Origin of the sequence: Rufibacter immobilis, from assembly GCF_003721565.1 — a bacterium.
GTDB lineage: Bacteria > Bacteroidota > Bacteroidia > Cytophagales > Hymenobacteraceae > Nibribacter > Nibribacter immobilis.
Genome location: NZ_RJJE01000017.1, coordinates 1206581 through 1228008 on the forward strand (window position 1 = coordinate 1206581; position 21428 = coordinate 1228008).

Here is a 21428-nt window from a genome sequence, read left to right on the forward strand (position 1 = left end):
ATGTTTCAGGCAATGGGCAAGATCAGGTTCGTCTTCTGCTTTGTGTTGCTCCTGCTCTGGGGCGGCAGGCCGGGCTATGCCAAAGCGCCCGGAGACAGCACCGCCTTGCCCCCTTTCTTGCCCCTTCATGCCGCGTTACCGGAACTGCTGGCATTTTCAGGGCCTACGGTACACCCAGATTCGGCTTCCTGCATTATTCCGTTCAGCCGGGCCGGCAACTTAATCCTTATCAAGGCTCGGGCAGACACCACAGAGGGGAACTTTATCCTGGATACCGGCGCTTCTGATCTGGTGCTCAACATCACGTACTTCCGCCATTACCCTAAAACGCACACCTCTGGCCAAACCCAGACCAACGCCACCGGCTCGTCACAGTCCGTCATTAAGACCGAGGTCCGGAAACTCAATTTCGGGACGCTGAAATTCGTAAGGGCCAAAGCCGATCTGGTGAACCTGGGGCATCTGGAGAACAGCAAGGGCGTTAAGATTCTGGGCTTACTGGGCATGGCCCTTTTCCGGCAGTGCGAGATGATCATAGATTATGAGCGGAACCTCATTTTTCTGCATGTGGTCTCCAAGAAAGAAGCCAACACCTACAAAAGTGACCAATTGCAGGACTCTTCGGCGTACCGCGAAGTGCCCATCTATTTTAAAGAAGACAAGCTGGTAACCCGCACAGAACTGGCCGGGCGTAAGTTGGAGTTCATCATTGACAGCGGCGCCGAAACCAACCTGCTGGACAGCCGCCTGCCAGACAAAGTCTTTGACAACGTCACGGTGACAGGTAGAATCATGCTCACCGGTACCGGCAACAGAAAAGTGGAAGCCCTCCAGGGCCTGCTGGAAAACCTGATGATCGGGCGGCAGAACGTGCAGAACATGCAGGTAATCATCACTAATTTTGAGCGAACCTGTTTTTCTTACAGCGGTTGTGTGAACGGCGTGTTGGGTTTTGACTTCCTCTCGCGGCAAAAAATAGGCTTCAATTTTGTGAAGAATAAAATGTACTTATGGAAATGATGTGCGCGCGGCCATTCTGGAAAAGGAACTTGCACCTGTTGGGGTGCCTGCTCCTTCTGTGCCTGATGGTCACGCTGGAGGCGGCAGGGCAGCAGAAGTATACGGTCAGAAACGGGAAGATGCTCATTGAGCTGGGCAAAAGCCTCACCCCGGTTGAGTTAGACAGTTTCATTCATAAATTCAAACTCTCTGACCTGGGCTTGAAAGGGCTTTACCTGAAGCAGTCAACTGACTCTTTGCGCAAACAAGGCTGGCGCGTGGAGTTGGACCACCCCGACATATACGTTCTCACCAAACCGATGGGTGGGTTTGACAACATCACTGATGCTCTGGAACGCATCATCATCACAGATCCCTCCAACTCCACTAAGGCGCAGTTTCCGGCAGTGAGCCAAGGGCAGCGGTACGGCGGCAACCGGTTCAGAAACAAATCATCGTTTTTGGTCAAGAACAACCTGGTGTACTTTTTCCTGCGGAACCAGCAAAAAGCCCAGAAAGTACTGCTGGCCGGGAGTTTCAGCAACTGGCAACAAGAAGCCCTTCCTATGACCCGCACCGACAGCGGCTGGGTGGTGCCGGTGAAATTAAGCCCCGGCAAGTACTGGTATAAGTTCATCATAGACGACCGCTGGGCCCTGGATGAAGACAACCAACTGCGGGAGAACGACGGGCGCGGCAACACCAACTCCGTCTTCTACAGAACCAACTCCATCTTCAGACTCAATGGTTTCCTTAACGTCAAACGGGTCTTCCTGGCCGGCAGTTTCAATGATTGGCGGGAGCGGGAACTCCTGATGGTCAAAACGCCCAAAGGCTGGGAATTACCCCTTTATTTGCCCGAGGGGACCCATACCTACAAGTTCATCGCCGATGGGCAGTGGCATTCAGACCCCAATAACCCCAACCGCTACCCAGACGAGTTTGGGGGCTATAACTCGGTGCTCCGGTTAGGGAAACCGCATACGTTTCTCTTGCCGGGCTACCCAGACGCTGAGCGGGTGGTGCTGGCGGGGTCTTTCAATAAATGGCGCGAAGATGAACTGTTCCTCTCCAAAACGGCCAGAGGCTGGGAAATTAACTACACCTTGGGCCCCGGTAATTACAGCTACAAATTCATAGTAGACCGAAGATGGGTGCCAGACCCGGCTCAGGCCAAAAATGGGGAACAGTCAGAGAATTCCTATCTCATCATTGAGCCCAACTACACCTTTCGGTTGAAGGGGCATTCCAAGGCTAAAGATGTGTTCTTATCTGGTGACTTCAACAATTGGTCGCCCAACGGGTTCCGCATGAAAAGAGAGGGTACAGATTGGGTGTTCCGGGTACACCTGCCCCCCGGCAAAACCCGATACAAGTTTGTGGTGGACGGCAACTGGATCGTAGATCCAGAAAACAAGCTATGGGAGCAGAATGAATACCATACCGGCAACTCTGTGCTGTGGGTGGAAGCTTTTTAGATGATAGCGGCCAGAACTTTTGCGTTTAGCGCCTGTTTTTCAAAAAACAGGCGCTAAACGCAATACTCTGCCCACTCAATTACTCTGCTCTCTGCTAGATTAAACATTTTCCCGTCTGTTCTAATAAATTAGAGTAACTTTGCAGTCCATAAGACAAACTCTACTTATGGCTTCTGCTAAATACATTTTCGTTTCGGGAGGCGTTACATCCTCACTGGGAAAAGGGATTATCTCAGCTTCATTGGCTAAACTACTGCAAGCGAGAGGTTTCTCTGTCACCATCCAAAAGTTCGATCCCTACATTAACATTGATCCGGGTACCTTAAACCCTTACGAACATGGGGAATGTTACGTGACCGATGACGGCGCCGAAACAGACCTTGATTTGGGGCACTATGAGCGTTTCCTGAATGTACCTACCTCACAAGCCAACAACGTAACCACCGGCCGTATCTACCACAACGTGATCACGCAGGAGCGCCAGGGCGCTTATCTGGGTAAAACGGTACAGGTAATTCCGCACATTACTGATGAGATCAAGCGCCGCATGCTCCTGTTAGGACAGAACGGAGAGTATGATGTGGTGATCACGGAGATTGGTGGTAGCGTGGGCGACATTGAGTCTCTGCCCTTCATTGAAGCCGTACGCCAATTGCGTTGGGAACTGAACCCCAGCGACAGTGTGGTAATTCACCTCACCCTGCTTCCCTACCTGAAAGCGGCCGGCGAGCTGAAAACCAAACCTACCCAGCACTCGGTGAAAGCCCTTTCAGAAGCCGGGGTACAACCAGATATCTTGGTATGTCGGTCTGAGTATCCTATTCCGGCCGAGATGCGCAAGAAGATCGCCCTGTTCTGCAACGTGGCCCCTAACGCCGTGATTGAGTCTCTGGACGCCGAAACCATTTATGACGTGCCGCTGCTCATGAAAAAAGAGAAGCTAGACGAGCGCGTGATGAAGAAGCTGAAACTGACCAGCAAGCAGGAAGTGAACCTGGACAGCTGGAAAGAGTTCCTGGGCCGCCTGAAGAACCCTACTGAGGAAGTAAAAATAGCCCTGGTTGGAAAGTATGTAGAGCTGCCAGACGCCTATAAATCCATCATTGAGTCCTTCATTCATGCCGGGGCTTACAATGAGTGCAAAGTACACCTCAAGTTCATTCAGTCCGAGTTCATCACTGCTGAGAACGTGCACATGCACCTGGAAGGAATGGACGGTGTTTTAGTGGCGCCTGGCTTTGGAGAACGCGGTTTTGAGGGCAAACTGGAGGCCATCCGCTACGTGCGGGAAAGCAAGATCCCATTCTTCGGGATTTGCCTGGGCATGCAGACGGCCGTGGTGGAGTTTGCTCGCAACGTGCTGGGCTTACAGGATGCCGCTTCCACTGAGATGAACCCAACTACTCCCCACCCTGTTATTGACATGATGGAGGAGCAGAAGAACATTACCCAAAAAGGAGGTACCATGCGTTTAGGCGCCTACGCCTGCGATCTGAAGAGAGGTTCTAAAGCTTTCCAAGCCTATGGCAAAGGGCACATCATGGAGCGTCACCGCCACCGGTATGAATTCAACAACCAATACCTGAAAGCCTTTGAAGAAGCGGGCATGGTGGCCTCAGGCACCAACCCAGACACTGGCCTGGTGGAGGTAATTGAGTTACAGAACCACCCTTGGTTTGTGGGTGCCCAATACCACCCAGAGTTGAAGAGCACGGTGTTGAACCCGCACCCGTTGTTTGTTCGCTTCGTGAAAGCCGCCATTTCCTATTCTAAAAACAGAAACAAATAAATAACCCTTAGTAGCTCGTATGGATAGAAATTCCGCAATAGGCATGGGCCTGATTGCCGCGATTATACTGGTGTACAGTATTTTCTTTATGAAAGGGCCTGAGCAAAAGCCGGCTCCGCAAACCAAGAAGACAACTACCGCTGCGGCAAGCAGCACCCCTCCGGCCGATGATTCTCTGGCCACTGCCCAGCGCGCTGCTCAATTAGGGGAGTTTGGGGCACTGGCCACAGGCCAGAACCAGACTACCGTTCTGGAAAACCAGGTGCTGCGCGTGTCTCTTGGCAGCAAGGGCGGCCGCGTTGAAGAGGTAGAACTGAAGAACTACAAAACCTGGGACCAAAAGCCGCTCATTCTGTTTGACACCAAGAGCAGCCAGCAGGAATTCAGCTTTCAGACCAAATCAGGTCACAGTATTCGTTTGTCTGACTTGTTTTTCCAGCCGGCGGCTGTTAAAAACCTGACGGTGAATGAAAAACCAGCCAAGTCCATCACTTTCACGGCGCAGGTGGCCCCGGGGCAGGTCATTGAGCAGGTGTACATCCTGAAAGATGATTCTTATGAGGTAGGCTACCAGTTGAACTTCAGAGGCATGGAGAATGTGGTGGCACAGCAACCGGTTCTCCTTAGCTGGACCGACGAACTCAAGCGTCTGGAGAAGGACATCAAGCAGAACAGGAACCACTCTACAGTTAACTACTACACCGCAGACGGCAGTTTTGACAAGATCTCCGCCAGCTCCACTGACGCGGAGACAGAGAAGATTGAGGAGCCCGTTAAATGGGTAGCCAATAAGCAGAACTTCTTCACGGCGGCCATCATTGCCCAAAACAGCTTTGCGAACGCCGAGGTGAGCAGCTCCTTCAACGCGGAGGATACCACGCAGGTGAAAACGCTGAAGTCCAAACTGACGATTCCGGTGGCCGATGCCTTGACCGGCAAGGCCAACTTCACCTACTTCTTCGGCCCCAATGACTATGATGTCCTGAAGAATGTAACCGAAGGCTTTGACGATAACTTGGAGTTAGGCTGGGGAATCTTCGCGTACGTGAACAAACTCCTCATCATTCCAGCGTTTGACTTCTTGGAGGATTTCATTCCGTCTTACGGCATTATCATCATCCTGCTGGTGCTCTACATCAAATTGATCCTGAGTCCGCTCACGTACAAGTCTTACATCTCTATGGCCAAGATGAAAGTCCTGAAACCGGAGATTGACGCCATCAAGGAGAAGCACGAGGGCGACATGCAGAAGACGCAGGCCGAGACGATGGCCATGTACTCTAAAATGGGTGTGAACCCTATGAGCGGTTGTATTCCCATGTTGCTGCAGATCCCTATCCTGTTTGCCATGTTCAACTTCTTCCCTAATTCCATTGAACTACGCCAGGAGCCATTCTTATGGGCGCATGACCTAAGCACCTATGATGTGTTCGCCATGCTGCCGTTTACGATTCCTTTCTATGGAAACCACGTGAGTATGTTCACGCTGCTCATGACCGCCTCTACCATCTTGTACACGTGGTCTAACAACCAGGTGAGCACGGTGCAGGGCCCCATGAAGTTCTACTCGTACCTCATGCCGGTAATCTTCATGTTCGTGCTGAACAGTTTCCCGGCGGGTCTCAGCTTCTACTACTTCGTGTCTAACATTGTCACCTTCGGGCAGCAAGCCTTGATCAGACGCTTTGTAGACGATGCCACCATCCGCAAGAACCTGGAAGAGTATCAGGAGAAAAACAAAGGCAAAGAGCCCAAGGGCGGCTTCCAGAAGCGCTTACAGGAAGCCATGAAAGCCGCAGCCGAGCAAGAAGCAAAGCGCAAGAAAGGCACCAAATAATTGTACCTTCGCTTACACTGAAAAGGTCCGGCAAAAGCCGGACCTTTTTTGTTTACAAACCAAGTAATGCAGAATATAATCAATTAGTATTCAATATATTAACCACACCTAACTAACCTAATATTTTAAACAATTTCCTATTAATTAGCACTCATACCCCGGTCACTATACCCCCCTTTTACTATCTTCCTGTCGCCTTAATTGCGTTTAGAGGCTCTTTTTCGAAAAAGAGCCTCTAAACGGTAACTGCTGTATGAAACCGGCGGTAAACCTACTGAAGCAGACCTAATCTTCCATCTTTAGCATTGGCATTGTGTCGGCTTCAGGATATCTACCTGGTTGCGTTGCTTCCGGCTGATCGGTCTGCATCATCAGCTATCAATTTTAGTCTAAACTAATCATGATCAAGCGGATAGGTCTTTAAAGCTCAACCAGCCTTCTAGGTGTGGAACAGATCAAAAATGGGGATAAATAACCCTAAAGTGTTAATAAGTTACAGGTAGAAGTCTCTCTATTTTAACTTATCTTTGTAGAAACGTATGCTTTACCCCGTAGTAAAACTAACTACATTGGCAAAAGACAGACATGAAAATCACTTATTACGGACAATCTTGCTTTCATTTTGACATGGGGGGTACCAAGGTGCTCTTTGACCCTTTCATCACCCCCAATGCGTTAGCCTCAGAGATTGACATTGATACCATTGAGTGCGACTACATTCTGCTTTCCCACGGGCACACAGACCACGTGGCAGATGCGGAGTACCTGCTCAAGAAGACCGGCGCTACCCTGGTGGCTACGTTTGAAATTGTAAGCTGGTATCAGAAAAAGGGGATTGAGAACGTTCATCCTATGAACACCGGCGGCAAAGTGCATCTGCCCTTCGGGACGGTGAAGATGGTGAACGCCATTCACTCCAGTTCCCTGCCCGACGGAACCTATGCCGGTAGCGCTGCAGGCTTTGTGGTGGAGAGTGCTGAGAAGAGCTTCTACTATGCCGGAGACACCGCCCTGCACATGGACATGAAACTGATAGGCGAGCGTTATCACCTTGATTTCGCCTTGATGCCTATTGGCGACAATTTCACCATGGACGTGGAAGATGCCCTGGTAGCCGCCAATTACGTAAATGTGAAGAAGATCATAGGCATGCACTATGACACCTTCCCGTACATAGAGATTGATCATGTGGAAGCACTGGAGCTAGCCCGGCGCCAGCAGAAGGAGTTGATTTTGATGGAGATTGGTCAAACACTAGAACTGTAACCTGTAGAATGGGAAAAATAATTGCCGTTGCCAACCAAAAAGGCGGGGTAGGGAAAACCACCTCGGCCATTAACCTGGCAGCAAGCTTAGCCGCTTTAGAATATAGAACCCTGCTGGTAGATGCTGATCCGCAGGCCAACGCCACCTCAGGCATCGGGTTTGACCCGAAGGACATTGAGAACAGCATCTATGAGTGTATGGTAGACCAGGCCAAGGTAGATGACATTATCCTGGCCTCTTCCATCAATTTCCTGGACCTCATCCCGTCTCACATTGACCTGGTGGGGGCTGAAGTGGAGATGATCAACCTGCCCAACCGCGAGGACAAAATGAAGCAGGTGATGGAGCCCCTCAAGGAGAAGTATGATTTCATCATCATAGACTGCTCCCCTTCCCTGGGCCTTATCACGGTGAACTCCCTCACAGCGGCGGACTCCGTGATCATTCCGGTGCAGTGCGAGTACTTCGCCTTGGAAGGCTTGGGCAAGCTCCTGAACACCATCAAAATCATTCAGTCGCGCCTGAACCCAGATCTGGAGATTGAGGGGCTGCTGCTGACCATGTATGACGTGCGTCTGCGCCTGTCTAACCAGGTGGTGGAGGAAGTGAAAATGCACTTTCAGCAGATGGTTTTTGATACCATCATCCCAAGAAACGTGAAGTTGAGTGAATCACCCAGCTTTGGCGTGCCAGCCATTCTCCATGACGCAGAAAGCAAGGGAGCCATCAGCTACCTGAACCTTGCCCGTGAGATTGTAGAGAAGAATGGTGTGGCGGTTGCCCAATAGTACCCTTTAGTATAAAATATCTACATGTCTGATAATTCAGCCAAGAAAAAATCCGGTGGCCTTGGAAGAGGCCTTAATGCCCTTATTGCGGGTAGTTATGACCGCAAAGCCCCAGCTACCCCAGAAACCACTTCATCCACCACAAACGCTGCCAATACCATCGCAGATATTAGCTTAACCCAGATTGAGACCAACCCTTTCCAGCCGCGTACCCACTTTGACCAAGTGGCTCTGGAAGAATTGGCCGAGTCTATCCGTATACAGGGCATTATTCAGCCTATAACGGTTCGTCAGTTAAATGCAGAAGCGTACCAGCTTATATCTGGTGAACGCCGTTTTCAGGCCGCCAAATTAGCCGGACTGGAGACCATTCCCGCCTACATCCGCAAAGCCGATGACCAGCAGATGCTGGAAATGGCCTTGATTGAGAACATCCAGCGGGAAAACCTCAACGCTATTGAAATTGCATTAAGCTACCAGCGCTTGCTCTCTGAGTGTAACCTGAAGCAGGAAGAACTTGGCGAGCGGGTGGGCAAGAAACGCACCACCGTGACCAACTACCTCCGCTTGCTCAAATTGCCGCCAGACATCCAGATCGGGATCCGGGACAACCTTATCTCCATGGGCCACGCCCGCGCCGTGATCAACATTGATGACGTGGAGAAGCAGCTGGAGGTGTATCGCAAGATTGTGAATGAAGAGTTGTCTGTACGCAAGGTGGAGGAACTAGTACGTAACATCAACCTTCAGAACAAAAAACCAGATCCGCAGACCAAATTGGATTTGCATCCGTTTGAGAATGAAGTGAAACGGGTAGAGTCACGGTTATCTTCTTACTTTGGCACCCGCATTCACGTGAAAGCCTCTGCCGAAGGCAAAGGGGAAATCAAAATCCCATTTGTATCTGTAGATGAGCTGAACCGGATTCTGGAAATCTTAAACTATGCTTAAAAGCAAGAGCTCGCTGCTAGTAGTGGCATTTCTATTAGGTGCCTTTGCCCTGGGACTCACTCCCGGCGCAAAGGCACAAGTCATTACGGCTACCCCAGACTCTGTGCGCGTTCCCACCACAACCATTACCACAGACACGGCCAAACTTCCTCCTCCCAGAAATGTGAAGGAAGCTATTGGCTGGTGGAAAAAACCGGCGCAGGCAGCTTTTTACTCGGCCATTGTACCGGGGCTGGGGCAGGCATATAACCGTAGCTACTGGAAGATTCCGTTGGTGTATGCCACCGGGGCTGTCATAGGGTACTTTATTTATGACAACAACCGCAAATACCAGGGTTTTGTGGAGGCCATCAAACTACGGACCGATGGTGACCCTAAGACAGTTGACGCTTATGTAGAAGAAGGTTATTATTCTGTGGGGCAACCCAATGACCAAGGTACCATCAATTTGCGGCGGTCCAGAGACTTCTTTAGAAAATACCGCGATCTGGATATTATCTTAGGGATATTGGCGTGGGGACTTAATGTGATGGAAGCCCACGTAGATGCCCATCTGAAAGCATTTGATGTAAGCGAGGATCTTTCCTTTAAATTACAGCCTAGCTTGCAGCCAATGGCGGGAACACGGTCTTACGCAGCAGGTTTTTCTCTTCAATTCAAACTTAAATAACAAAATGCGCATTTTACTGATTGGTTACGGAAAAATGGGGCAGACCATTGAACGTCTGGCCTTGGCCAAAGGGCATGAGATAGTGGCTGCCCTCACGGTAAATGATGCAGACCGTCTTTCCTCCTACACCGCAGACCAGGTTGACGTGGCCATAGAATTTACGAGCCCAGATGCGGCGGTAGGGAACATGATCACCTGCTTTGAGAAAAAAATTCCGGTAGTATGTGGTACTACCGGTTGGCTGCAGCACCTGCCCCTCATCAAAGAGAAATGCCAGGAGCACCAAGGTTCTCTTTTCTATACTTCCAACTTCAGTGTGGGGGTGAACCTGTTTTTCCACTTCAATGAGTATGTGGCGGCTAAAATGCAGCAGTACCCAGAGTATGCGGTACAGGTGAAAGAGATTCACCACGTACACAAACTGGACCAGCCCAGCGGCACCGCTCTTTCCATTGCCGATGGAATTCTGAAGCATTACCCCCAGAAACACGGATGGATCAATGATATAAGCCAGGAACCGGAACTGCTGAGCGTAGTTTCTGAGCGTGAAGGTGAAGTTGTAGGAACACACATTGTGCAATACACTTCAGAAAATGATACCTTTGAACTTCACCACATTGCACATAGCAGAGAAGGATTTGCCTCTGGCGCAGTACTGGCCGCCGAATGGCTGCCGGGCCGTCAAGGAATCTTTGGCATGACTGATCTGCTTCAACTCTAAACCTGTTTGCATGAGCATCCGTTTTTGGACTAAGAAAGACACCAAGCCTAAACAGAAGAAAGGCTTTTTCAGGGAATGGGGAGACGCCATTCTATTTGCGGTAGTGGCAGCCACCTTGATTAGATGGGCTACTTTTGAGGCCTATACCATTCCTACTCCGTCAATGGAGAAGTCTTTGCTGGTAGGCGATTATCTTTTTGTAAGCAAGCTGCATTACGGTCCGCGCACTCCCATTACGCCTTTGCAGGTGCCGCTTACGCACCAGACCATCTGGGGCACCAATATACCCTCTTACTCAAAGGCCATTCAGCTGAACTCTTACCGTTTGCCGGGCTTCACCACCGTGAAAAACAACGACGTGGTGGTGTTCAACTGGCCCGCCGATGAAGCCCATCCTACCGACCTGCGCATGAATTACATCAAACGCTGCATTGGTATTGCCGGCGATAAAATTGAGATGCGAGACATGCAGGTGTACATCAATGACAAACTGGTGCCGGAGCCGGAAAGAGTGCAGTATGCCTACGGCCTGCTCACCACCACCCCCATCAACGACAAGTTCTTTAAAGAGCATGACATCACAGACCTGCAACCAGCGTACGGGGGCATAGGCTACGTAATCAATACTACCCCGGCTACCGCCGAGAAACTGAAAGGCTTTGACTTCATCAAAGAAGTCATCCTCTACAAAGACAGCGTGGGCTCCGTGCGGGCAGATGTGTTTCCGTTCAAGCCGTCCATCTATCCGTACAACAAAGACAACTTCGGGCCTTTCATCATCCCTAAAGAGGGCATGACCGTAGACATCAACCCTATGACCATTCCGCTGTACGAAATGGTGATCAGGAAATATGAAGGCTTTGATCCTAAACAAGTGGCGATTTCTGACAATAAAATTCTGATTAACGGCCAGGAAATCAAGAAATACACCTTCAAGCAGGACTACTACTGGATGATGGGCGATAACCGCCACAACTCAGAGGATTCTCGCTATTGGGGCTTTGTGCCGGAAGACCACGTAGTAGGCAAGGCGGTTTTGATTTGGATGTCCGCTGACCCAACCGAGAGCCTGTTCAATAAAATCCGCTGGAGCAGAATCTTCAAAGGCATAGAGTAAAATTTGCGTTTAGCGGCTCTTTTTCCAAAAGAAGGGCAAAATCAGAAAAGTGCAGGTCGGCTGAATCAGTTGGTCTGCACTTTTTTATGGTTTTCAGGAAAGCAGAAGAAAATCTATCTTGAGACGTAAAACTCTTCTCCCATGCGCCCGCTCCTACTTTTTCTGATCTTTTCCGTCCGCATTTTCCAATCACAGGCAGCCGATGGACTGCCGAAGCCGAAGCAGGACACTCCCAAAAAAGCAACAAGCTACCAGGGAGCCATCATCAGGGCCGACTCCCAAGAGAAGAAGATCACCTTGCTGTTCACCGGACATGAATTTGCCGATGGTTATCCGGTGATCAGGCAAACGTTGCAGAAGCACAAAATCAAAGCTGCATTTTTCCTGACCGGCGACTTCTACCGGAATCCTACGTTTGCCGCCGTAATTAGAGGCCTCAAAAAAGACGGTCATTATCTGGGGGCGCACTCAGACAAGCACCTCCTGTACACCGATTGGGGGAAACGTGATTCTACGCTGGTGACCAAGGAGCGATTCACAGAAGATCTGCTGGCCAATTACGCGGAGATGGAAAAACATAGAATCAAGCGGAAAGCGGCTCCCTACTTTTTGCCGCCCTATGAATGGTACAACCAAGAGATCGCTGACTGGACAAGCGAGTTGGGTTTTACCTTGATCAACCACACCCCCGGCACCCTCTCCCACGCCGATTATACCTACCCTAGCCTGGGAAAACAGTACCGAAGCAGTGAGGTCATCTCTAATTCAATTTTGACTTACGAACAGAAAGACCCCAAGGGCCTGAACGGCTTCCTGCTTCTGCTACACCTGGGCACAGATCCTGCCAGAACAGATAAATTCTATCTTCACTTAGATCAACTCATCTTCCAGCTCAAGGCCAGAGGCTACCAGTTTGTATCTTTACCTCAAGCGTTGAAATAGCCAATAAAGTCATAAAGCCAGTAACAGCTTTCCCGTTTAGGGGCTGTTTTTCGAAAAAGAGCCCCTAAACGGGATTTTATATTACCACTCAATCTCCGGCAACTGGTGCTGCCGCAGGTATGCGTTGGCCTTACTGAAATGCCGGGTCCCAAAGAAACCTTTGTCGGCGGCAAACGGCGAAGGGTGGGCGGCTTTGAGTACTAAGTGTTTTTTCTCGTCAATGATGAGGCCTTTCTTCTGGGCATAGGCTCCCCACAGCAGGAACACCACGTGCTCTTTCAGGTCAGACACCTTTTGGATGACGGCATCTGTGAACTCTTCCCAGCCTTTTTTCTGGTGGGAGCCCGCCTGGTGCGCCCGCACCGTGAGGGTAGCGTTCAGCAGCAGCACCCCCTGCTCCGCCCATCTTTCCAGATTTCCTGATCTGGGTATCGGTTTTCCCAAATCTGCCTCTATTTCTTTAAATATGTTAAGTAAAGAAGGCGGGGTTCTCATGCCTTCGGCGACGGAGAAAGCCAAGCCATTGGCCTGCCCTTGGCCGTGGTACGGGTCCTGCCCCAGAATGACTACGCGCACTTTGTCAAAGGGGCATTCATCAAAGGCATGGAAAATCTGGCGGCCCGGCGGAAACACCTCAGTGGTAGCGTATTCGTCCTTCACAAACCGGATCAGGTTCTGGAAATACGGCTTCTCAAACTCGTCCTGGAGAACCTGCTGCCAGCTGCTTTCAATTTTTACCTGCATAGAAGAGGTAGTTTTATGGGTTTTTAGCTTATTTTTACTTGAGAATCAGGTTGGCAAAACTAAAAAGCCGTAAAACCTGTTCCTATTATACCTAAACAAGGTACGCATGGATACGAAAACAACCCAAGGAGTAACCGTCAACGTCACGACCAATTACCTCCCTGACTATTCCAGTCCCGCGCAGCAACACTTTGTCTTCGCTTACAAGATCACCATTCAGAACAACAGCGAATTTACGGTAAAGTTATTACGCCGCCACTGGCATATCTATGATTCCAACAACGAGGTGCGAGAAGTGGAGGGCGAAGGCGTAGTAGGGCAACAACCGGTTCTGGAACCCGGCGAGAGCCACCAGTATGTTTCTGGCTGCAACTTAAAAACCAGCATTGGCAAGATGACCGGCACGTTCCTGATGGAGCGCCTGGTAGACGGCCGCCAGTTTCACGTGTCTATCCCGGAGTTCACACTCATCATCCCGTACAAGTTAAACTAATCCCGCTTCTGGCTTTGCAGCACGCCGCCATGATCTACAGGTACGCCTCCTTCTGGTGGCGTTCAGGGAATGCGCATGGTCTGCATTCCCCTTTTGTCTTCAACCTCTATTGCCACATCATTCACCACAGCGGCCATTTTGCCGCCTATGATGCCGTGGAATCCCTGCGGGACGATCTTTTCCAGGACCACACCGTTCTGGACGTGACCGATTTTGGCGCCGGTTCCCTGGCGGGAGCCACCCGCAAGCGGAAAATTTCTGACATTGCCCAAACCGCCGCCAAACCCGCCCGCTTGGGACAGTTGCTGTTCAGGTTGGCCAACCACTTCAAACCGGCTACAATACTGGAGCTGGGCACTTCTTTAGGATTAACCACCGGCTACCTGGGCCTGGCCCGGAAAACAGCTAAACTCTATACCTTTGAAGGCTGCCCGGCCATTGCGGCACAGGCCCGGAAGAACCTGAAAAAACTGGGATTGGAGAACGTGCAACTGGTGGAAGGAAACCTGGACCAGACGCTTGCCCAAACACTGGCGGCGCTGGAAAAAGTGGACTTCGTGTTCTTTGACGGAAATCACCGTTATGAGCCCACTCTAAAATACTTTGAGCAGTGCCTTACCAAAGCCCATGAAGGCAGCGTTTTTATCTTTGATGACATCTACTGGTCTGGCGAGATGACCCGGGCCTGGAAAAAAATAAAGCAGCACCCCCAGGTACTACTCACCGTTGATCTGTTCTATATGGGTCTCGTCTTTTTCCGGACAAACCAGCCCAAGCAGCATTTCACGCTGCGTTTTTAATTTCTGACAGTAAAAAGTAAAAGCGTTTAGGGGCTGTTTTTCCAAAAATAGCCCCTAAACGCTTCTTAGTATAACCTAGGCGATAGCTTCTCTGATTCTGATCAGTCTACGCATGAGGCCTTCCAGTTGCGCCAAAGGCAGCATGTTGGCTCCGTCTGATCTCGCTGATTTGGGATCTGGATGCGTTTCAATGAACAGCCCGTCTGCTCCTACGGCGATGGCCGCTTTGGCAATGGTTTCAATAAGCGCCGGACGCCCGCCGGTCACCCCAGAAGACTGGTTAGGCTGCTGCAGCGAGTGCGTCACGTCCATGACCACCGGTACCTGGTTTTCGCGCATGATGGTGATGTTCCTGAAATCTACCACCAGGTCTGAGTACCCGAAGGAATTGCCGCGGTCCGTCAGGATCACGTTATCGTTGCCGGATTCTTTGATTTTCTCCACGGCAAACTTCATAGACTCACCAGACAGGAACTGGCCTTTCTTGATGTTCACTACTTTCCCGGTCTGGGCAGCGGCAATCAAAAGATCAGTCTGGCGGCAAAGGAACGCAGGGATCTGAAGAACATCCACGTACTCGGCGGCCATGGCAGCCTCGTGCGCCTCATGGATGTCGGTGACGGTGGGTACCCCAAACGTCTCGCTCACTTTCGCCAAGATTTTCAGGGCTTTCTCATCGCCGATGCCGGTGAAGGAATCTTTTCTGGAGCGGTTGGCTTTGCGGTAAGAACCTTTGAAGATCAACGGAATCTGGAGACGGTCAGAGATCCGGACCAGTTCTTCGGCAATGCCCATGGCCATGTCTTCGCCTTCAATGGCGCAGGGACCAGCCATCAGGAAAAAATTACCGGAGGCAGTATGTTGTAATTTCGGGATTGTGATAAGCATACGAATATAGGTTACGTCTGGGGTTTAAAGCGCCAGACACAATGTTAAACAATTTTACGGCTGCTGCAGGACAAAGTGCCGGCCACGTTTTAGCCCTTATTCTGGAAAAAGAGCCGCTAAACGCCAACCAGTGCCAGCCGTTGGGCCAAAAGTACGGAAAACTACGCGATAAACTGCGGCCGCTCCCGCCGCTCCAGCACCATAAACAGCTCCCTCCCCTGCCTACGCGGGTGCGAATTGGTGCAGGGCTCAAACGTGCGGAACTGAAAATACGGCTCAAAATAAGCCTGGTACTCAAAAGGACTTCCCCCGAAGGGCGGCCCCTCCTGCTCAAACTCTTCTGAGAAAAGCACCCCCACCAATTTACCGCCGGGTTTCAAGAGCTGGAACATCTGCCGGGCGTAGCTGGGTCGCACCTCTCTGGGCAAAGCGCAAAAGAACGTCTGCTCCAATACCAGATCAAAGGGTTGTTCCGTTAGCTCAAAGAAGTCCTGGTGCAGCAAGTGTTGGGCCGGGAAGCTGGGCACCCTTTCCTGGAATTGCCGCAGCGGTTCAGCCGCGAAGTCTAGCAGGTAGACGTTGGAGAAGCCGTTCTGGTGCAGGTATTCGGCCTCATGGCCGTTCCCGCCGCCCGGTACCAGAATTCTGATAGACTTTTGGGTGAGCTGATCTACGTACGCTTTCAGAGGCGGCGTAATCTGGCCTGCGTCCCATTGCGTTTGGTTCTGGCGGTACCGCTGCTCCCAGTATTCCTTGTCTAAGCTAGTATTTTCACGCATGGGCTGAAATAAGTATTTTAACCTGTTATTTGCAAAGGATAGTGAGAAACGTATTTTTGTAAGAATAGGTATTGCCCAAAACCCTTAAACACCCCTTATTCGCTATGTCTAACGAAACACCAGAAAAGGACAGCAACCGAAAATTATTGGTAGTAGGCCTTATCATTGTGCTGCTCAGCATCAACGGGATCCTGATTTACATGCAACAGCAGAAAACGCAGGAGACCGATGAGCAGAAAGAAATAATCAAGGTGAAGAGCACCGAACTGGAAAACCAGATCAAAGTGTACGAAACCCTCAAAGCCGATTACGAACGTCAGAAAGCCGAACTGGGCGCGCTGGGTCTCACCAATGACTCCCTGGAAACCAGAATTGCCGCCATCAACGCCGATCTGGCCCAGCTGAGAGCTTTCCGGAACAGTTCCTTCACCGTAGCCGACCAGCGCCGCTTCCAGCAGCGGGCCCAAAACCTGGAGCTGGCGCTTCAGAAGAAAGACGAGGAAATGACCAAGCTTCAGGGCGACAACGAAGAGTTGTTCACTGAAGTAACCGGCCTCAAGACTACCCAGAACAAACTAGCCGATTCCATCACCACCCTTTCCAGCAACAACAAAGAACTGGCTGAGAAAGTGAATCTGGCCTCTAAACTGGAAGCCCAGAACATTGCCGTGACCATCATCAATGACAACGGCAAAGAAAAAGAAGACAGCAACGAAGAATACAAAGCCAAGCGGGTAGATAAAATCAAGCTCTCCTTCAGGCTGGGCAAAAACGAAGTGGCGCCCAAAGAGAACAAAGAGATCCTGATGCGCCTCATTGAACCAGACGGTTCTGCCCTGTACAACCTTGCCACCGGCTCCGGCACCTTTGAGTTTGAAGGCAAAGAGCAGTTTTACACCGCCAAGCGTGATATTGTCTTTGACAACTCCCAGCAGCAGGTTTCTTTCATCTACTCCAAAGGCTCGCCTTACAAAACCGGCAAGCATACCATTGAAATCTATGCCGGAGGCTTCCTGATTGGCAGCACCTCCTTTACCCTCAAATAAGTTACTTTAGGCCTTATTTAGAAAAAAGAGCCCCTAAACGTCTGGCGTTTAGGGGCTCTTTTTTCTAAATAAGGGGCAAACTGGCCGCTTGATCAATCCACCATTACCCTGCGGTCCTGGATAATCTTGAAGCTCTCAATCATTTTAATGGCTTCCGGAATGTCTTCTGAGAAGATGGTGATGAATGAGTTACGCTCGGCGTGTTCCAGGGCATAGGCAATGGCCACCATCTCCTGCCCTACCACTTTGAAGGGTTTATTAGGATCTTCCTGTAAAATTCCCTCAATCACAAAAGAATTGATTTCCTCGGCGGTACGGCCTCTCAGGTCTTTGTCAGATCTGATAATGATTTCATCAAACATCTGAGCGGCCAACTTGCCTAATTCCACCATGTCTTCATCGCGGCGGTCACCAACACCGGCCACAATTCCTACCCGTTTGCGGGCGTCTACGTTCTTCAGGAAATCGGCGATGCCTTTCATGCCCGCCGGGTTATGGGCGTAATCTATGAGCACCTCAAACGTAGGGAACTTGAACAGATTCATTCTGCCCGGAGTTTTGCTGGGCGAGGGCACAAAGGTGCGCAGTGCGGTCTTGATCTCAGAGATCTCAAACCGGGAGATGTAGCCTGCCAGCGTGGCCGCCAGCACGTTCTCAATGTTGAACCTGGCTCTTCCGCCAAAGGTGAGCGGGATGTCTGCCACACGGTCTACCCGTATCTTGTACGTGTTTTTGAAGATGGAAATGAAGCCGTTCTCAAAGACTGCGGCTAAACCTCCCTCGGCCACGTGCTTGAGAATACGCGGGTTGTTTTCATCCATGCTGAAGAACGCCACCTTGCTCTCCACTTCTTTGGCCATGTTGTAGACGTTGTCATCATCGGCGTTAAGAATGGCGTAACCGTTCTTGCTCACGCTCTTGGGTACCACCGCTTTCACCCGCGCCATGTCTTCCAGGGTATAGATGTCTCTGAGGCCCATGTGGTCTTCGGCCACGTTGGTCACAATACCTATATCGCACTGCTGGAAGCCTAGGCCAGACCGCAGCATGCCGCCCCGGGCGCACTCCAATACCGCAAAGTTCACGGTAGGGTCACGCAAAACAAACTCGGCACTCTTAGAGCCCGTGGTATCGCCTCTTTCCAGCATTTTATCCTGGATGTAGATACCGTCTGTGGTGGTGTACCCTACCTGGTAGCCCTTTGATTTCACCATATGGGCGATGAGGCGGGTGGTGGTGGTTTTTCCGTTGGTACCGGTAATGGCAATGATAGGAATGCGGGAAGGGCAATTGTCTGGGAACAGCATCTCAATCACCGGATCTGCCACGTTTCTAGGCAGCCCCTCCGTAGGCGAAATGTGCATCCTGAACCCTGGGGCCGCGTTCACCTCAATCACGGCTCCACGGGCCTCTGGCAAGGGTATGGCAATGTCTGAGGTTACTACGTCAATGCCGCAGATGTCTAGCCCAATGGTTCCGGCAATCCGCTCGGCCATGAGCACGTTGTATGGGTCAATCAGATCGGTTACGTCTGTGGCGGTACCACCGGTAGATAAGTTGGCGGTGCTTTTCAGGAAGAGTTCCTCACCGGCCGGCACCACGGTGTTGAGGGTATAGCCTTTCTTCTCCAGAATACCGTAGGTGTCCTTATCCAAAGTAATTTTGGTGAGTACTTTCTCATGGCCAACCCCCCGGCGTGGGTCGCTGTTGACTTTATCAATGAGTTCCTGTACCGTAGAAGTACCGTCTCCCACTACCATGGCGGGTGTACGCTTGGCGGCAGCCACAAATTTCTTGTTCACTACCAGCAGCCTGAAGTCATAGCCTTCAATAAACTGCTCCACAATCACGGCATCAGAGTATTTCTGCGCCATTTCAAAGCCTGCCACGGCTTCCTCCCAGCTTTTTAAGTTAATACCCGCTCCCTTGCCATGGTTACCGTCTAAAGGCTTGGTCACGATGGGATAACCCAGGTAATCTACGGCATCCTTTAGTTCCTCCAGGTCATAGACAATCTCTCCTTTGGGAACCGGCACCCCGGCTTCGCGCAGCATCTCTTTGGTGGCATTCTTGTCACCAGCAATCTCTACCGCAAACGCGGCCGTACGGCAACTCATGGTAGCCTGAATACGCTTCTGATGTACCCCATACCCCAACTGGATCAATGAATTCTTGTTTAGGCGGATGTAGGGAATACCACGGGCCACCGCTTCAGAAACAATGGAATAGGTACTGGGGCCTATGTGCTCATCTTCCCTAATCTCGTGCAGTTCTGCTACGTCTGGGGCAATGTCATAAGGCTCATTGTTGGCCAGCGCCCTTACAATCTTGATGGACGCATGCGCGGCATATTCACCGGCCTTCTCTTCCTGATAGGAAAACACCACGTACTCAAATCCCGCTTGAGGAGCCGGGTACGTACGCCCGAACCCGGAGTTCATACCGCCCAAAGTCTGCAACTCCAGGGCCACGTGTTCTACTACGTTGCTCAAGGGAACTCCCTCCTCCCGTACTCTCCTGAGATAGCCCCCTTCCTGGCCTTCGGTGCTGCGGTGCTCTATCATGCCCGGGAACATGGTTTCTAAACGCTGAGCAAACCCAGAGATCTGGGTAGTCATGACCCCAGCAAACTCTTCCATGTCCAACTTCAATACTACAATCTTCGGGTGTTTCACAGACCAGTAATTTGGCCCACGCATGATGCGTATCTCTGCGATTTTCATAAAAGTTAAATCCAGTCAGGATTAGGTATAATAGATTGGTTAGAAAATTTCCATGGTATAAGTATCACCTTTGCCAAGAAGATGCACCTTGAGGTCTCTGATGGTGACAGGAACTCCCTCCTCCACCTTGTATATATTAGAACCTGTGCTGCCTCTGCCGTCTACAATCACAACCAGGCCGCTGCCAATTACTTCTATCTCTCTCCCTTTCTTCACCACTATTCCGGTGTCTTCCTCCAACCCGATACCAATGAAGGATGGGTTGGTGGCAATCATCTGCGCCATACGCACAATGCGGCCCCGGGTTATGAAGTGTGTATCAATGGCGGCATCGTTCAGTAATTCCAACCCGGCCGTAATGCTCACTGATCCCTTGATGAAACCGCCGCCGCTCATGCCCTGGTAAATCATTTGGGTAGACATGGCCGCCGCTCCGGCACTGGTACCCGCAATCACTAAGTGCTCCTTGAAGTACCGCTCTTTCATGAGCCGCATGATCTCTGTTCCTCCAAAAACAGCTGTCAACTTCAATTGATCACCTCCTGTAAACATAATTCCCTGCGCCTTTCTCACCAGGTCTAGGTATTCTTCTTTGCAGGAGTCCTCGCGGGTCCGGATGTCCAGCACCTGCACGTTTTTGACGTTCAGTTGGTGGAATACCTTTACGTACGTCTGCCCTACTTCTTCTGGGTACGAAGAAGCCGTAGGGATCACCAAGATCAATGGGTTCTTGGTAGGTAGCTCCTGCACGAAACGCTCCAGAATCTCATTCTTGACAAAATTGAGGTTGTTATGGCTGTTGTCATCTTCCCCTGGCTCATCACCTTTATTCTCCCGTCCGCCAATCGCGATCAAAGCACCGTTCGGAGTCCGATATTCAATTGATTGTTTGGGCTTCTCTTCGGCAATATTTTGCTTTTCACTCATGTAAATTGCGGTTCGAATAATAAAAAATGGAGCGGGGCAAAATTTGTCTTACAATTTTACCCATCTTTTGAGGAATCAATAATTTCTTTATGGAAACTAGCTTCTTCATCATCAATCCATCAACGGATGTTGGGGTTACGCAAAATTCTCCTAAAAGATTAGCGGAATAATAATATATGTGTGTTACCACATCTTTCTACTGCGTTAACTACCTAAGCCAATTTTCAGGCCCTTCCACAACTACAAGAGAATCAGAGGCGAACACGAACTTTTTCCTGCAAAAATGCCGCTACAGCTTTAAAAGACGCGGCTTTGCGTTTAGAGGCTGTTTTTGGAAAAAGAGCCCCTAAACAGGAAGCATAATGTTGGGACTATACAGAAAAGGGAGAAGCCGAGACATTGAATGCGGGACAGAGGCCGCAAGGTTTACCGTATGTATTACCGTAAAAACAGAAGACCCGCTTTAGAGA

Annotated in this window: 19 protein-coding genes; 14 read left to right on the forward strand and 5 right to left on the reverse strand. The window is 50.5% G+C overall.

The window, feature by feature from the left end; all coding sequences use genetic code 11:
* From EFA69_RS18010 to EFA69_RS18060, 11 genes are all read left to right on the forward strand, one after another.
* Window positions 1-1020, forward strand: a complete 1020-nt coding sequence (locus EFA69_RS18010; protein WP_123134450.1) for an aspartyl protease family protein — start codon at window positions 1-3, stop codon at window positions 1018-1020.
* Complete coding sequence (locus tag EFA69_RS18015) at window positions 1011-2477, forward strand: glycogen-binding domain-containing protein (RefSeq protein WP_123134451.1); 1467 nt, start codon at window positions 1011-1013, stop codon at window positions 2475-2477. The genes EFA69_RS18010 and EFA69_RS18015 overlap by 10 nt, the downstream gene beginning before the upstream one ends.
* A gap of 166 nt (window positions 2478-2643) precedes the next feature.
* On the forward strand, window positions 2644-4266 hold the full coding sequence (locus EFA69_RS18020) for a CTP synthase (RefSeq protein ID WP_123134452.1): 1623 nt from the start codon (window positions 2644-2646) through the stop codon (window positions 4264-4266).
* 19 nt (window positions 4267-4285) lie between these two features.
* On the forward strand, window positions 4286-6103 hold the full coding sequence (gene yidC / locus EFA69_RS18025) for a membrane protein insertase YidC (RefSeq protein ID WP_123134453.1): 1818 nt from the start codon (window positions 4286-4288) through the stop codon (window positions 6101-6103).
* Window positions 6104-6688: 585 nt separating this feature from the next.
* Window positions 6689-7369, forward strand: coding sequence for a metal-dependent hydrolase (locus tag EFA69_RS18030; RefSeq protein WP_123134454.1), 681 nt, complete (start codon window positions 6689-6691; stop codon window positions 7367-7369).
* An 8-nt stretch (window positions 7370-7377) separates the two neighbouring features.
* The gene (locus tag EFA69_RS18035; RefSeq protein ID WP_123134455.1) at window positions 7378-8157 is read left to right on the forward strand and encodes a ParA family protein; all 780 of its coding nucleotides are present in this window, start codon (window positions 7378-7380) and stop codon (window positions 8155-8157) included.
* Window positions 8158-8181: 24 nt separating this feature from the next.
* Window positions 8182-9108, forward strand: a complete 927-nt coding sequence (locus tag EFA69_RS18040; protein WP_123134456.1) for a ParB/RepB/Spo0J family partition protein — start codon at window positions 8182-8184, stop codon at window positions 9106-9108.
* Complete coding sequence (locus EFA69_RS18045) at window positions 9101-9778, forward strand: DUF5683 domain-containing protein (protein ID WP_123134457.1); 678 nt, start codon at window positions 9101-9103, stop codon at window positions 9776-9778. The genes EFA69_RS18040 and EFA69_RS18045 overlap by 8 nt, the downstream gene beginning before the upstream one ends.
* A gap of 4 nt (window positions 9779-9782) precedes the next feature.
* Entirely contained in the window at window positions 9783-10499 is a 717-nt protein-coding gene (dapB, locus tag EFA69_RS18050; protein WP_123134458.1) for a 4-hydroxy-tetrahydrodipicolinate reductase, read from the forward strand.
* 10 nt (window positions 10500-10509) lie between these two features.
* Entirely contained in the window at window positions 10510-11616 is a 1107-nt protein-coding gene (gene lepB / locus EFA69_RS18055; RefSeq protein WP_123134459.1) for a signal peptidase I, read from the forward strand.
* Between the two features lie 141 nt (window positions 11617-11757).
* Entirely contained in the window at window positions 11758-12558 is an 801-nt protein-coding gene (locus tag EFA69_RS18060) for a polysaccharide deacetylase family protein (RefSeq protein WP_123134460.1), read from the forward strand.
* 81 nt (window positions 12559-12639) lie between these two features.
* On the opposite strand, the gene ung is transcribed toward EFA69_RS18060, so the two are convergent.
* Window positions 12640-13302: a uracil-DNA glycosylase gene (gene ung, locus EFA69_RS18065; protein ID WP_123134461.1), complete on the reverse strand. Its 663-nt coding sequence runs from the start codon at window positions 13300-13302 to the stop codon at window positions 12640-12642.
* 106 nt (window positions 13303-13408) lie between these two features.
* Between ung and apaG the strand changes: the two genes are divergently transcribed.
* Together apaG and EFA69_RS18075 are read left to right on the forward strand one after the other, a co-directional pair.
* Window positions 13409-13795 carry a Co2+/Mg2+ efflux protein ApaG gene (gene apaG / locus EFA69_RS18070; RefSeq protein WP_123134462.1) on the forward strand — a complete coding sequence of 129 codons (387 nt, stop codon included), beginning with the start codon at window positions 13409-13411 and terminating at the stop codon, window positions 13793-13795.
* Between the two features lie 29 nt (window positions 13796-13824).
* Window positions 13825-14595 (forward strand): O-methyltransferase, encoded by a 771-nt coding sequence (locus EFA69_RS18075; RefSeq protein WP_123134906.1) that lies wholly within the window; start codon window positions 13825-13827, stop codon window positions 14593-14595.
* A 75-nt stretch (window positions 14596-14670) separates the two neighbouring features.
* Here the strand turns inward: EFA69_RS18075 and kdsA are convergent, their stop codons facing one another.
* Together kdsA and EFA69_RS18085 are read right to left on the reverse strand one after the other, a co-directional pair.
* Complete coding sequence (gene kdsA / locus EFA69_RS18080) at window positions 14671-15483, reverse strand: 3-deoxy-8-phosphooctulonate synthase (protein ID WP_123134463.1); 813 nt, start codon at window positions 15481-15483, stop codon at window positions 14671-14673.
* Between the two features lie 161 nt (window positions 15484-15644).
* Window positions 15645-16262, reverse strand: coding sequence for a methyltransferase domain-containing protein (locus EFA69_RS18085; protein ID WP_123134464.1), 618 nt, complete (start codon window positions 16260-16262; stop codon window positions 15645-15647).
* Window positions 16263-16366: 104 nt separating this feature from the next.
* Between EFA69_RS18085 and EFA69_RS18090 the strand changes: the two genes are divergently transcribed.
* The gene (locus EFA69_RS18090; protein WP_123134465.1) at window positions 16367-17308 is read left to right on the forward strand and encodes a hypothetical protein; all 942 of its coding nucleotides are present in this window, start codon (window positions 16367-16369) and stop codon (window positions 17306-17308) included.
* Window positions 17309-17400: 92 nt separating this feature from the next.
* Here EFA69_RS18090 and cphA read toward each other — a convergent pair whose 3' ends face one another.
* Window positions 17401-20031 (reverse strand): cyanophycin synthetase, encoded by a 2631-nt coding sequence (gene cphA, locus EFA69_RS18095; protein ID WP_123134466.1) that lies wholly within the window; start codon window positions 20029-20031, stop codon window positions 17401-17403.
* 39 nt (window positions 20032-20070) lie between these two features.
* On the reverse strand, window positions 20071-20958 hold the full coding sequence (locus tag EFA69_RS18100; RefSeq protein WP_123134467.1) for a cyanophycinase: 888 nt from the start codon (window positions 20956-20958) through the stop codon (window positions 20071-20073).
* Window positions 20959-21428 lie beyond the last annotated feature (470 nt).

Bases quoted from the DNA above. Each gene is read 5' to 3' on its own strand.
- EFA69_RS18040 (WP_123134456.1), top strand. From the start codon at position 8,182: ATGTCTGATAATTCAGCCAAGAAAAAATCCGGTGGCCTTGGAAGAGGC.
- yidC (WP_123134453.1), top strand. From the start codon at position 4,286: ATGGATAGAAATTCCGCAATAGGCATGGGCCTGATTGCCGCGATTATA.
- kdsA (WP_123134463.1), bottom strand. From the start codon at position 15,483: ATGCTTATCACAATCCCGAAATTACAACATACTGCCTCCGGTAATTTT.
- dapB (WP_123134458.1), top strand. From the start codon at position 9,783: ATGCGCATTTTACTGATTGGTTACGGAAAAATGGGGCAGACCATTGAA.
- EFA69_RS18015 (WP_123134451.1), top strand. From the start codon at position 1,011: ATGGAAATGATGTGCGCGCGGCCATTCTGGAAAAGGAACTTGCACCTG.
- EFA69_RS18060 (WP_123134460.1), top strand. From the start codon at position 11,758: ATGCGCCCGCTCCTACTTTTTCTGATCTTTTCCGTCCGCATTTTCCAA.
- EFA69_RS18085 (WP_123134464.1), bottom strand. From the start codon at position 16,262: ATGCGTGAAAATACTAGCTTAGACAAGGAATACTGGGAGCAGCGGTAC.
- EFA69_RS18100 (WP_123134467.1), bottom strand. From the start codon at position 20,958: ATGAGTGAAAAGCAAAATATTGCCGAAGAGAAGCCCAAACAATCAATT.
- EFA69_RS18045 (WP_123134457.1), top strand. From the start codon at position 9,101: ATGCTTAAAAGCAAGAGCTCGCTGCTAGTAGTGGCATTTCTATTAGGT.
- EFA69_RS18035 (WP_123134455.1), top strand. From the start codon at position 7,378: ATGGGAAAAATAATTGCCGTTGCCAACCAAAAAGGCGGGGTAGGGAAA.
- EFA69_RS18030 (WP_123134454.1), top strand. From the start codon at position 6,689: ATGAAAATCACTTATTACGGACAATCTTGCTTTCATTTTGACATGGGG.
- apaG (WP_123134462.1), top strand. From the start codon at position 13,409: ATGGATACGAAAACAACCCAAGGAGTAACCGTCAACGTCACGACCAAT.
- EFA69_RS18010 (WP_123134450.1), top strand. From the start codon at position 1: ATGTTTCAGGCAATGGGCAAGATCAGGTTCGTCTTCTGCTTTGTGTTG.
- EFA69_RS18090 (WP_123134465.1), top strand. From the start codon at position 16,367: ATGTCTAACGAAACACCAGAAAAGGACAGCAACCGAAAATTATTGGTA.
- lepB (WP_123134459.1), top strand. From the start codon at position 10,510: ATGAGCATCCGTTTTTGGACTAAGAAAGACACCAAGCCTAAACAGAAG.
- EFA69_RS18075 (WP_123134906.1), top strand. From the start codon at position 13,825: ATGATCTACAGGTACGCCTCCTTCTGGTGGCGTTCAGGGAATGCGCAT.
- cphA (WP_123134466.1), bottom strand. From the start codon at position 20,031: ATGAAAATCGCAGAGATACGCATCATGCGTGGGCCAAATTACTGGTCT.
- EFA69_RS18020 (WP_123134452.1), top strand. From the start codon at position 2,644: ATGGCTTCTGCTAAATACATTTTCGTTTCGGGAGGCGTTACATCCTCA.
- ung (WP_123134461.1), bottom strand. From the start codon at position 13,302: ATGCAGGTAAAAATTGAAAGCAGCTGGCAGCAGGTTCTCCAGGACGAG.